Genomic DNA, 12,327 nt, shown 5'->3' on the forward strand with positions numbered 1-12,327 from the left:
TGCTATATCCCTAACATCCTATTTATCGAGGCAATGGAATGCCTGTTCCCACTTCTTACCACGGACGCTCCCTGCGCCTGGGCCGCTGCTCCGAGCCAGGTCGTATCTATTTATTGACCGTCGTCGTCCGTGATCGCGCACCGCTCTTCGGTGATTTTGCGGTAGGGCGTTTGCTGGTGGCCGAACTGCGCTCGGCGGTCGAGGCGGGCTGGGTGAACTCCCTGGCCTGGGTCGTGATGCCGGATCACTTCCATTGGCTGGTCGAGTTGCGAGAGCAACCTCTGGCGGCGCTGCTGCGGCGGGTGAAAGGCCGCAGTGCACGGACGATCAATCGGCAACTGTGGCGCGAGGGAGCCTTATGGCAGTCGGGTTATCACGACCATGCCCTGCGCCGCGAAGAGGATGTGCAGGCGGTGGCGCGTTATGTGGTGGCCAATCCGTTGCGGGCGGGGTTGGTGAGGCGGGTTGGGGATTATCCGCTGTGGGATGCGGTTTGGTTGTGAGCCTGTGAGGTGGTTCGCGGCTAAAGCCGCTCCTACGGATCGTGTTGAACCTGTAGGAGCGGCTTTAGCCGCGAACCAGAGTCCTCAATCCCAGCCCTTCGGACATTCCATACAGCCCGGCATATTGGCACCCTGGAAATTGCCGAAGCGCACCCGCGCGCCGCTGAGGTTGGCGTTTTCCAGGTTGGCGCCACCCAGTTTCACTTCCTGCAGGTTGGCATCGGCGAGGTGCGCGCCCTTGAGGTCGGCCTTGCTCAGCCAGGTCATTTCCAGGTTGGCGGCCTGCAGCTGGGCATTGTGCAGCTTGGCGCCGGAGAGGCGGGCGAACTCCAGATTGGCGGCGCGCATGTCGGCGCCTTCGAATTGCGCAGCCTGGGCGAACAGCCCCCAGCCGCTGATGGCCACCAGGCTGGCGCCGGACAGGTCGGCGCCGCGCAGGTTGCTCTGTTGCAGGCTGGCGCGGGTCAGGTTGGCGCCGCGCAGCTTGGCCTTTTCCAGCTGGGCCAGGTCGAGGTTGACGTGACGCAGGTCAGCGCCGGACAGGTCGGCGCCGGTGAGATTCATACGGCGCATGTCCAGGTTGCGCAGGTCGGCGCCGCGCAGGTTGGCGTTGGCGCATTGGCTGTCGGGTTCGATGCGGCAGCCGTTGATCTGTGGCACGCCGTCGCTCTCGGCGCCGATGGCGTGGCTGCCGATGACCAGCAGCAGGACCGGGATAAGCAGGGGCAGATAGTTCATGGTGAGTCCTCGGGCAGTGATGGCCTGATTCGTGGGGGCGTGGGATTCGTGGGGTTCGCGGCTAAAGCCGCTCCTACAAAAAGCCCCATGGCGCAGCCGGGTGGGTGCGCCATGGGGCTTGGCCTTTAGCGCTGGGCGCTGGCCTTGTCCCAGCTCGGCAGCTTGAACACCCAGAAGGAGCCGCCCTGGGCCACCGGCTTGGTCAGCTCGGCCATATCGCCGCCCCACAGCGGTACGGCGCCGCCGTAGCCGGCCGTTACGCCGATGTACTGCTCACCGTCCTGCTCCCAGGTGACGGGCGGGGAGATGATCCCGGTGCCGACCTGGAACTTCCACAGCTCCTTGCCGTTCTTGGCGTCGAAGGCCTTGAAGTAGCCGTCGCCGGTGCCGGTGAACACCAGGTTGCCCTTGGTCGCCAGTACCCCGGCCCATAGCGGTAGACGCTCCTTGTGCTCCCAGGCGATCTTGCCGGTGGTGGGGTTCATCGCCCTCAGGATGCCGACGTGGTCGTCATACAGGCGCTTGATCCGGAAACCCATGCCCAGGTAGGCGGAGCCCTTCTTGTACTGCGCTTCCTCGGCCCAGTAGTCCTCCTTCCAGTGGTTGGCCGGCACGTAGAACAGGCCGGTGTCCTGGCTGTAGGCCATGGGGTTCCAGTTCTTGCCGCCGAGGAAGGGTGGCGAGACCTCAACCGACGCGCCCTTGCTTTCGCCGGGCTTGGGCTTTGGTGGGCGCTGGCCTTCGACTTCCACCGGGCGACCGGTTTCCAGATCGATATGACTGGCCCAGGTGATCTTGTCGACGAAGGGGAAGGCGTTCTTCAGCTTGCCGTTGGCGCGGTCGACCACATAGAAGAAGCCGTTGCGGTCGGCGTGGGCGGTGGCCTTGGTGACCTTGCCGTTCTTGTCCTTGTAGTCGAACAGCACCAGCTCGTTGTTGCCGGAGAAGTCCCAGGCATCGTTGGGGGTGTGCTGGTAGAACCACTTGACTTCGCCGGTGGTGGGGTCGACGCCGACTTGCCCTGAGGTGTACAGGCTGTCGTAGTCCTTGGGATCACCGCCGTCTGAGGTGCGCGCCCAGCCGTTCCACGGCGCCGGGTTGCCGGCACCGATGATGATGGTGTTGGTCTCGGCATCGAAACTGGCGCTCTGCCACGGGGCGCCGCCGCCCTGGCTCCAGGCTTCCTTCTTGCCGGTCGGGTGGTTGGGGTCATCCGGCCAGCTCGGCGCCTTGATATCGCCGGTCGGGGTGCTCTCCTTGCCGTTCAGGCGGCCCATATGGCCTTCGACGAACGGGCGCATCCAGACTTCCTCGCCGCTGTCCGGGTCGCGGGCGAACAGCTTGCCGACCACGCCGAACTCGTCGCCGGAGCTGCCATGGATCAGCAGCACCTTGCCGCTCTTGCCATCTTTGACGATGGTCGGCGCGCCGGTCATGGTGTAACCGGCGGCGTGATCGCCGAACTTCTTGTTCCACACCACCTTGCCGGTGTCCTTGTTCAGCGCCACGACGCGGGCATCGAGGGTGCCGAAGTAGATCTTGTCGCCATAGATGGCGGCGCCGCGGTTGACCACATCACAGCACGGACGGATGTTGTCGGGCAGGCGATGGCTGTAGGTCCACAGGCGCTTGCCGGTCTTGGCGTCGAGGGCGAACACCCGCGAGTAGGAGCCGGTCACGTAGACCACCCCGTCGTGGATGATGGCCTGGGATTCCTGGCCGCGCTGCTTCTCGTCGCCAAAGGAGTAGCTCCAGGCCGGCGTCAGCTTGAATACGTTGTCGGCGTTGACCTGGGCCAGCGGGCTCCAGCGCTGGGCGTTGGTGCCCATGCCGTATTGCAGCACGTTGTGGGTGCTGAGGTGGTCGTTGGCGATATCGTCCCAGGTCACTGGTTTGGCCTGGAGGCCCTGGCTCAGGCCCAGCGCGCTGGCCATCAGCAGTGCAAGCGTCAGGGGACGCGGGGTGAAGGCTGTTGTTGTCATCGTTGTGCTTCCCGTTGGAGGTGGTAGGTCGCCGCAGGGCACCTCTAAAAACTGTCTGCGTTGTCATCGCTGCGTTAAAAACAGGCTCAGAATGCTCATTTACAATTCGTAAACTGCGCTTCTTCGCCTGTTCTCGCCTTGCGCTGACTGCCTCGCCGACGTTTTTAGAGATGCCCTACCGTGGCAGTTCGATGGTGAAACCCGCCTCGTTTCCCGCCTACGGAAAAACTCCCGCGCTTGCCGGGAAGATTGCCCAGTTCCGGGCTTAATTGGCCTTGCTGCCAAAGCAGCGGGGCGGCTCCCTCGCAAGCTCTACTACCAAGGGACTAGGGCGCGGCCACCAAAGCAGCATTCGGCCCTTGCTGCGGCCTTTCTAAGATGAACGCCTCAAGCTCTGAACGGGCTGTTTGCGTGCACTCGATGAGGTCCTAGCCATGAACAAGAAACTCAATGCCACCCTGGCCATGCTGCTGCTCGGCGCATCCACCCAACTCTGGGCCCACGGCGATGTGGTGCCCCAGGCCGTGAAGACTGATGGCTTGGAGCCCCTGGGCGAGGAGTGGCTGGAGGAGAACCCCTACCGCGATAACCCCCGCGCCATCGAGATCGGCGCCTCGGCCTATAACCAGAACTGCGCCGCCTGCCATGGCCTGGAGGCCAAGTCCGGCGGTATCGCCCCGGATCTGCGCCTGCTGGAAACCGGCGCCATGGGCGATGAGTGGTACAAGGAGCGGGTGATCAACGGTGCGGTGCGTGATGGCCGGGTGTATATGCCGAAGATGGCCGACTACCTCAGCCAGGAAGCCCTGTGGGCGGTGCGCAGCTACCTGGAAAGCGTGGCCATCGAGGAGTAACGCCATGTCGCGGCTGCTCCTGCTGTGCCTGCTGGTGCTGGGCCTGAACACGGCCCAGGCCCAGGTGCGCGACTTCGACACCATGGTTGCGTCCGGGGTGCTGCGGGTGGCGCTGTATGACGACTTCGCCCCCTACAGTTTCCGCCAGCAGGGCCAGCCCCGTGGCGTCGACTATGAGCTGGCCAGGCAGTTGGCCGAGGGGCTGGGCCTTGAGCTGCAGGTGATCTGGGCGCCGCCGGGGGAAAACCTCGATGCCGACCTGCGTGACTATATCTGGCGCGGGCGCCTGACCCAGCCCGGCGAGCTGGCCGATGTGATGCTGCGGGTGCCCTATGACCGCGATTTCGCCTACAAGCGCAACGAACTGGGCGAGCTGGTCAACGAGTTGGTGGTGCTGTTCGGCCCCTATCAGCGTGAGCGCTGGCAGCTGGCCTTCGACCGTCGCCGCTTGCCGGCGCTGCCGAGTCTGGCGGTGTTGCGTCAACACCCCATTGGCGTCGAGGTAGACGGGGTGCCGTCCTTTTACCTGTCGCTGTTTATGCAGGGCATGCTGCGCCAGCAACTGCGTCATTACCCCAGCGTGGCGGCGGCCTTCGCCGGCCTGCAGGGCGCCGAGGTGGATGCGGTGATGGCCATGCGCGGCGAGGTCGACTGGCTGTTGCAGCAGGCCGCCGACCCCAACCTGGTGTTGGCCGACAATGCCTACCCGGAGATGGGGCGGCAGATCTGGGAGATCGGCATGGCGGTGCACGAAAGCAACCGGCAGCTGGCCTATGCCCTGGAAGAGCAGGTCGACGCGATGATCCTCGATGGCTCCCTGCAGCGCCTGTATGCGCGCTACGGCCTGCGTTTCGAGAAACCGGAGCAGTATCAGTAGAGGGGATAAGCGATGGACTGGCGTGGACTGCTGTGCCTGGCGTTGTTTGCCTGGGGCTGGGAGGCACGGGCCGCAGAGCAGAGCGACCCGGTCAGCTCGGTGATGTGGGACTACTACCACCAGCGTCTGCTGGACAGTGCCGCCTTTACCTTCGATAAGCGGGTGCAGGTGCTGGTGCCGCCTTTTGCCGAGGATGCGCGCCAGGTGCCGATTCAGATCGATGCCCGCAGCCTGGGGGCCAGGGTCAAGCGGCTGCTGGTCTGGGCCGAGCTCAATCCCATCGCCCAGGTGGTGGATTTTCAACCGGGCGAGCAGGTGTTGCCCTTTCTCGCCTTGCGTATCCGCGTCGAGCAGGCCACGCCGATCCGCGCCGCGGTGCTGACGGAAGACGGCCTCTGGCACGTGGGTTCGGCCCGGGTGGACGCCGCCGGCGGGGGTTGCACGGCGCCCAGCGTGGTGCGCGCCGAGGCCGGCTGGGAAGAGCGCTTTGGCCAGGTGCTGGGCCGGCGTTTTCGTCTTGAGGACAGCGACCGGCTGCGTCTGCAGGTGGCCCATCCCATGGATAACGGCCTGGTGGGCGGCATTCCCGAGTTCTTTATCGAACAGGCCGAGCTGCGCGATGCCAGCGGCCAGCGCCTGGCCAGCCTGGAGCTGTTTCCCTCGGTCAGCGAGAACCCCACCCTGAGTTTCGAGCTGCGCGAGGCGCAGGGCGCCGAGCTGTGGCTGCGTGACAACAACGGCAACGAGTTTCAGGCGGCGTTTTAAGCCAGTCCAGGGTGCGCCATGCGCACCATCGGCCATTACTAGGGGGATGGAATGCGTTGGATGATCTTGTGCCTGGCCCTATTGGCCGGATCGGCCCAGGCCGAGCTGACCTACCAACTGGAGCCGCGGCAGATCGCCGAGGATGTCTGGCTGGTGGAGGGCAGTACCGACAACTTTGGCCGCGACAATGGCGGCTTTATCCTCAATACCGGCTTTATCGTCACCGAGTATGGCGTACTGGTGATCGACAGCGGCCCGTCGAAGCGCTTTGGCGAGGCGCTGCGGGCGGCCATCGCGCGGGTCACCGACAAACCGCCGATTCTGCTGATCCTCACCCACCATCACCCCGACCATGCCCTGGGCAACCAGGCCTTCAGCGATGTACCCATCGCCGCCCTTGAAGGCACCCGGCGCCTGCTGGCCGAGCAGGGCGAGGCCATGGCGGAGAACATGTACCGCCTGGTGGGCGACTGGATGCGTGGCACCGAAGTGCGGCTGCCGACCCAGACCCTGGAGGCCGGTGAGCTGGATATCGGCGAGCGGCGTCTGCGGCTGTTGGCGCTGAGCGGTCATAGCGGTGCCGACCTGGCGATCTTCGATGAGCGCAGCGGCGTGCTGTTCGCCGGCGACCTGCTGTTCCATCAGCGCGCCCTGACCACCCCGGGCACGCCGGGGCTGGACGTGTGGCTGGAGGATCTTGCGCGCCTGCAGGCGCTGCCCTGGCAGCAGATCGTCCCAGGGCATGGGCCCATTACCCGCGATGCCGCGCCCTTCGTGCAGATGCGCGACTACCTGGGCTGGCTCGACCAAGTGATGCGCAGCGGCGCCGAGCGGGGCGCGGAGATGAATGAGCTGATCCGCACGCCGATTCCCGAGCGCTTCGCCACCATCAGCCTGAGCCGCTATGAGCTGATCCGCTCGGTCAGTCATCTGTATCCGCGCTATGAGCACAGCGTGCTGCAGCGCATCGATCAGTAGGGAAACTCAGAAAAAGTCGTCTTTGGAGTCCAGAGCCGGCGAACTCTCTGGGTTTCCGCCTGCGCGTGAGTGACGTTCAGAACGGCCCTGGCACTCACTGCAGCGTCAGGACCTCGCCGCGCTCCTGAATCCACTCATCATGGCTGGGGGCGGCCTGTTCGCCGCTCATGCGGTGGATGATCTCGAAGTAGTGCTGTTTGAACGGGTCGCGCATCACTTGTTCACGCTTGCGTACCCGCACCGCGTAGATGCTCTGCAGGTTCTGGTGGTCGAAGCCGCGCCACTGCTGTCGGTCCTTGAGTAGCTGGTAGCTGTGATCTTCCAGGGTACTGATCAGCGTCTCGCTGTCGCTGCTGCCGGTGCGTCGCACGGCGTCGGCCCACTGCTGGACGATGGTGTAGGCCGAGGCGGCGGTGCTGCCGGGATACTCCTGGTGAGCGGCAATATAGCGCTCGACGAAGAGCAGGCCTGCCGCGCTGTCTTCCTGGCGCGGCATGTCCCAGGTCCAGGTCTCGGTGCCGATCACATCCTCCATCACCAGTGGGCCGGTCTGCTGCACCAGGCTTTTACTCAGATTCGGCACTATCACTTGCAGGCGCTGCTTGAGGCCCAGGTTATGGGCCAGGCGCATGCTGTGTTGCAGGTTGTCGCCGAGCAGGGCCAGCACCAGAATATCGGCGCCGCTGGCCGCGGCCTTGTCCAGCGCGGCGCGGTACTGCTCGCGGCGCAACGGGCCGCGGGGCAGCACGCTGCGACCATGGCGGGCGCGGTCGCTGCTGCCGGTGGCCAGGCGCAGGGCCTGCTCCAGGCTGCGGCCCCAGGTATCGTCGCTGAGGATGTAGTAATAGCGCTGGCGCGGCAGGTGCCAGGCCAGGTATTCACCGAGTACCCGGGCGCTCATCCAGGCGCTGCTGGATTCGCGGAACAGGTAACGCTGGCCGGCCTGGCCGGTGACCTCGTTGGCGTAGCTCAGGGTGGCGAAGTACAGCAGGCCGTGGGCGCGGGCCTGTTGACCGGCGGCCATGGCTTCCTCGCTGCTGGTGCCGCCGAACACCATGCGCACGCCCTGGCGGGCAAAGTGCTCGACATTGGCCGCGGCCTGGGCGGCGCTGGAGTCGGTGTTGGCGCTGAGCAGCTCCAGGCGCCGGCCAAGCAGACCGCCATCCTGGTTGATCGTCTCCACCGCCAGCAGGGCGCCACGGCGCAGCTCCAGGCCTTCATCCTTGGCATTGCCGGTGCGCGGATAGTTGAGGCCGATCTTCAGGCTCTCGGCCTGGGCCTGGCCGAGCAGGGCGGCCAGCAGCAGGGCAAACAGGGCGCGGGGCATGGGCATTCTCCTTGAAAGGTAGGGGAGTGCCTTTCTACGGACTGGGGCGTTGCGGCGGTATGGGCTTTTGGTGGCGCCTGGGTGCTACTTGGGTGGCGCTGGCGGGCAACGGCGCAGGCCCTGTCGGGCCGTGGCAGGGGGCGGTATTGCTACCAAGGAACTAGGGAAATCGGCACTGCGTGCAATTGTTGCGCAGGGGCCGGCACCGAAGAATCGGCGCTAGATCGGGAAAAGTTCCCGGCGATAACAATGAACCCACAGAGGTAGCCGCAATGAAACACTCTGGTCCATGCAAGCCCCTTCTTCTCAGCGCCCTGTGCGCCGCCATGCTCTCGGCCGGCGCCAGCGCCTGGGCTGTCAGCGACAAGGAAATCCTGGCCGATGCCAGCACCACCGACGAGATCGTCACCAACGGCCTCGGCCTGCAGGGCCAGCGTTACAGCCCGCTGAGCACCCTCAACGTGGATAACGTCAAGGAGCTGCGCCCGGTCTGGACCATGTCCTTCGGTGGCGAGAAGCAGCGCGGCCAGCAGGCCCAGCCGCTGATCAAGGACGGTGTGATGTATGTCACCGCCTCCTACTCGCGGGTATTCGCCGTGGATGCACGCACCGGCAAGGAGCTGTGGCAGTACGATGCACGTCTGCCCGAGGATATCCGCCCCTGCTGTGACGTGATCAACCGCGGTGTGGCCCTGTATGGCGACCTGGTGATCTTCGGCACCCTGGACGCCAAGCTGGTGGCCCTGCACAAGGACACCGGCAAGGTGGTGTGGCGCAAGAGCGTGGCCGACCACAAGGCCGGCTACTCCATCACCGCCGCGCCGCTGGTGGTGAACGGCAAGCTGATCACCGGGGTGTCCGGCGGCGAGTTCGGCGTGGTGGGCAAGATCGAAGCCTACGACCCGAAGAATGGCGAACTGCTGTGGACCCGTCCCACCGTGGAAGGCCATATGGGCTACGTCTACAAGGACGGCAAGAAAGTCGAGAACGGCATCAGCGGCGGTGAGGCCGGCAAGACCTGGCCGGGCGACCTGTGGCAGACCGGCGGCGCCGCGCCCTGGCTGGGCGGCTACTACGACGCCGACACCAACCTGCTGTTCTTCGGCACCGGCAACCCGGCACCCTGGAACTCGCACCTGCGCCCTGGCGACAACCTCTACTCGTCCTCGCGCCTGGCCCTGAACCCGGATGACGGCAGCATCCAGTGGCACTTCCAGACCACGCCCAACGATGGCTGGGACTTCGACGGGGTCAATGAGCTGATCTCCTTCGACTACCAGGAAGGCGGCAAGACCGTGAAGGCGGCGGCCACCGCCGACCGCAACGGCTTCTTCTATGTGCTGGATCGCACCAACGGCAAGTTTATCCGTGGCTTCCCCTTCGTCGACAAGATCACCTGGGCCAAGGGGCTGGACAAGAACGGCCGGCCGATCTTCGACGACAGCAACCGTCCCGGCGCCCCCAGTGCCAGCGAGAAGGGCAAGAGCGTGTTCGCCGCGCCGGCCTTCCTCGGCGCGAAGAACTGGATGCCCATGGCCTACAGCCAGGACACCGGCCTGTTCTATGTGCCCTCCAACGAGTGGGGCATGGATATCTGGAACGAGGACATCGCCTACAAGAAGGGCGCCGCCTACCTGGGCGCCGGCTTCACCATCAAGCCGCTCAACGAGGACTATATCGGTGTGCTGCGCGCCATCGACCCGAAGACCGGCAAGGAAGTCTGGCGCCACAAGAACTACGCGCCGCTGTGGGGCGGGGTGCTGACCACCAAGGGCAACCTGGTGTTTACCGGCACGCCTGAGGGCTACCTGCAGGCCTTCAACGCCAAGACCGGCGACAAGGTCTGGGAATTCCAGACTGGCTCGGGCGTGATCGGCTCGCCCGTGACCTGGGAGATGGACGGCGAGCAGTATGTCTCGGTGCTGTCCGGCTGGGGCGGCGCGGTACCGCTGTGGGGCGGCGAGGTGGCCAAGCGGGTCAAAAACTTCAACCAGGGCGGCATGCTCTGGACCTTCAAACTGCCCAAGGATCTGGTCGCCAAGCGCTGATCCCCTGCGCCTGAACACAAAGCCGGCCGCGTGCCGGCTTTGTGCTGTCTGTGGCTTGGGTGGGGCAAGTAACCGCAATGGTGGATGAAAAGGGCGTCATCCACCCTACGCAAAACGTTGCACTGATGGCAGCCCGTAGGGTGGATGGCGCTTTACCCATCCACCGCTCGTCGGGCTTTACCCAACCGGCGATGCTGCCCTGCGCACGGCGCCCCCTACAGATTTCTCTACTACCAAATAACGAGTCGACCTGTGCCATTGGTGCATACCGGCGCCGCCAAGCCCTTCCTAAGATCGAGTCATGACCTGTTCCACCCAAGGGGGCAGGCTCCGACAACACTAGAGGGCTGCATCATGATCTACGCCAAACCCGGTACCCCAGGCTCAGTCGTCAACCTCAAACCACGTTACGGCAACTACATCAATGGCCAGTTCGTCGAGCCGCTGGGTGGCCAGTATTTCAGCAATACCAGCCCGGTGGATGGCTCGCTGATCGCCGAATTCCCCCGTTCCACTGCCGCCGATATCGAGCTGGCCCTGGACGCCGCCCATGCCGCCGCCGATGCCTGGGGCCGCACCAGCGTGCAGGAGCGCTCGCATATCCTGCTGAAGATTGCCGACCGCATCGAAGCCAACCTGGAACTGCTGGCCGTGGCCGAGACCTGGGACAACGGCAAGGCCGTGCGCGAAACCCTGAATGCCGACGTGCCGCTGTCCGCCGACCACTTCCGCTACTACGCCGGCTGCATCCGCGCCCAGGAAGGCAGCACCGCCGAGATCAACGACGGCACCGTGGCCTATCACTTCCACGAGCCCCTGGGCGTGGTCGGGCAGATCATCCCGTGGAACTTCCCGCTGCTGATGGGCGCCTGGAAACTGGCCCCGGCCCTGGCCGCCGGCAACGCCATCGTGCTCAAACCGGCCGAGCAGACCCCGCTGTCCATCACCCTGCTGCTGGAAATCATCGGCGACCTGCTGCCACCAGGCGTGCTCAACGTGGTTCAGGGTTTCGGCCGCGAAGCCGGCGAGGCCCTGGCCACCAGCAAGCGCATCGCCAAGATCGCCTTCACCGGCTCCACCCCGGTGGGCTCGCATATTCTGAAATGCGCCGCCGAGAACATCATCCCGAGCACCGTGGAGCTGGGCGGCAAGTCGCCGAACATCTTCTTCGAAGACATCATGCGCGCCGAGCCGGCGTTCATCGAGAAGGCCGCCGAGGGCCTGGTGCTGGGCTTCTTCAACCAGGGTGAGGTGTGCACCTGCCCGTCCCGCGCCCTGGTGCAGGAATCCATCTACGAGCCGTTCATGGCCGAGGTGATGAAGAAGATCAAGCAGATCAAGCGCGGTAATCCGCTGGACAGCGAAACCATGGTCGGCGCCCAGGCCTCGCAGCAGCAGTTCGACAAGATCCTGAGCTACCTGGAGATCGCCCAGCAGGAAGGCGCCCAGCTGCTCACCGGCGGCGCGGCGGAGCAGCTGGAAGGCGACCTGGCCAGCGGTTACTACATCCAGCCGACCCTGCTCAAGGGCACCAATGAAATGCGCGTGTTCCAGGAGGAAATCTTCGGCCCGGTGATCGGCGTGACCACCTTCAAGGACGAAGCCGAAGCCCTGGCGATTGCCAACGACACCGAATTCGGCCTCGGCGCCGGGGTGTGGAGCCGCGACATGAACATCGCCTACCGCATGGGCCGGGCGATCAAGGCCGGCCGCGTATGGACCAACTGCTACCACCTGTACCCGGCCCACGCCGCGTTCGGTGGCTACAAGAAGTCCGGCGTCGGCCGCGAAACCCACAAGATGATGCTCGACCACTACCAGCAGACCAAGAACCTGCTGGTGAGCTACGACATCAATCCGCTGGGCTTCTTCTAAGCGCTCGCTCAAGGTCTGCTGCGCGTCGGCCCTACTGCGTTAGAAACAGGCTCGAAATGCTCATGTACAACAGTACACTCCGCTTTCTCGCCTATTTCTGCCTTGTAGGTCTCTAGCTCGCTAGACCTTGAGCAGGCTCTTGCACCCGGTTGTCGGCCCCGGCGCGCCCGCTCCAGTGCGTCGGTGAGTGATCTTTAACGCGGCTTCGGTCGCGTTTTTTCGTGTGCCCGGCAAAGCTGGTGCGACAGGCGCCTTACAGGGTGCGGATGCCAGTGCCGTAGGGTGGATGGCCGTAGCCATCCACCGTGGTTATCGCAGGTGGATGAAAAGAGCGTCATCCACCCTACGCGCTGGTGCCGTGTTCGGGGCGGGTTACCGTA

Annotated in this window: 10 protein-coding genes; 7 read left to right on the top strand and 3 right to left on the bottom strand. The window is 64.8% G+C overall.

Features of this window, described 5'->3' with window-relative positions:
* Nucleotides 1–38 precede the first annotated feature (38 nt).
* Nucleotides 39–503 (top strand): REP-associated tyrosine transposase, encoded by a 465-nt coding sequence (locus tag GJV18_RS08930; RefSeq protein WP_160344581.1) that lies wholly within the window; start codon nt 39–41, stop codon nt 501–503.
* Between the two features lie 84 nt (nt 504–587).
* On the opposite strand, the gene GJV18_RS08935 is transcribed toward GJV18_RS08930, so the two are convergent.
* Entirely contained in the window at nt 588–1,241 is a 654-nt protein-coding gene (locus tag GJV18_RS08935) for a pentapeptide repeat-containing protein (RefSeq protein WP_160344583.1), read from the bottom strand.
* A gap of 125 nt (nt 1,242–1,366) precedes the next feature.
* Entirely contained in the window at nt 1,367–3,223 is a 1,857-nt protein-coding gene (exaA, locus tag GJV18_RS08940) for a quinoprotein ethanol dehydrogenase (RefSeq protein ID WP_160344585.1), read from the bottom strand.
* Between the two features lie 434 nt (nt 3,224–3,657).
* Here exaA and pedF point away from each other — a divergent pair, with 434 nt between their 5' ends.
* Genes pedF through GJV18_RS08960 form a run of 4 tightly spaced genes read left to right on the top strand, consistent with a single transcriptional unit; the run spans nt 3,658 to nt 6,697 of the window.
* The gene (gene pedF, locus GJV18_RS08945; protein ID WP_160344587.1) at nt 3,658–4,077 is read left to right on the top strand and encodes a cytochrome c-550 PedF; all 420 of its coding nucleotides are present in this window, start codon (nt 3,658–3,660) and stop codon (nt 4,075–4,077) included.
* 4 nt (nt 4,078–4,081) lie between these two features.
* On the top strand, nt 4,082–4,954 hold the full coding sequence (locus GJV18_RS08950; protein WP_160344589.1) for a substrate-binding periplasmic protein: 873 nt from the start codon (nt 4,082–4,084) through the stop codon (nt 4,952–4,954).
* A gap of 12 nt (nt 4,955–4,966) precedes the next feature.
* Entirely contained in the window at nt 4,967–5,719 is a 753-nt protein-coding gene (locus GJV18_RS08955; RefSeq protein WP_160344591.1) for a quinoprotein dehydrogenase-associated SoxYZ-like carrier, read from the top strand.
* A gap of 51 nt (nt 5,720–5,770) precedes the next feature.
* Complete coding sequence (locus tag GJV18_RS08960; protein WP_160344593.1) at nt 5,771–6,697, top strand: quinoprotein relay system zinc metallohydrolase 1; 927 nt, start codon at nt 5,771–5,773, stop codon at nt 6,695–6,697.
* 94 nt (nt 6,698–6,791) lie between these two features.
* On the opposite strand, the gene GJV18_RS08965 is transcribed toward GJV18_RS08960, so the two are convergent.
* Complete coding sequence (locus tag GJV18_RS08965; protein ID WP_160344595.1) at nt 6,792–8,024, bottom strand: ABC transporter substrate-binding protein; 1,233 nt, start codon at nt 8,022–8,024, stop codon at nt 6,792–6,794.
* A 272-nt stretch (nt 8,025–8,296) separates the two neighbouring features.
* Here GJV18_RS08965 and GJV18_RS08970 point away from each other — a divergent pair, with 272 nt between their 5' ends.
* Nucleotides 8,297–10,072 (top strand): methanol/ethanol family PQQ-dependent dehydrogenase, encoded by a 1,776-nt coding sequence (locus GJV18_RS08970; RefSeq protein WP_160344596.1) that lies wholly within the window; start codon nt 8,297–8,299, stop codon nt 10,070–10,072.
* A 354-nt stretch (nt 10,073–10,426) separates the two neighbouring features.
* Nucleotides 10,427–11,947, top strand: a complete 1,521-nt coding sequence (gene exaC / locus GJV18_RS08975; protein ID WP_160344598.1) for an acetaldehyde dehydrogenase ExaC — start codon at nt 10,427–10,429, stop codon at nt 11,945–11,947.
* The last annotated feature ends 380 nt before the right edge of the window (nt 11,948–12,327 follow it).

Source organism: Pseudomonas xionganensis, from assembly GCF_009763245.1.
GTDB lineage: Bacteria > Pseudomonadota > Gammaproteobacteria > Pseudomonadales > Pseudomonadaceae > Aquipseudomonas > Aquipseudomonas xionganensis.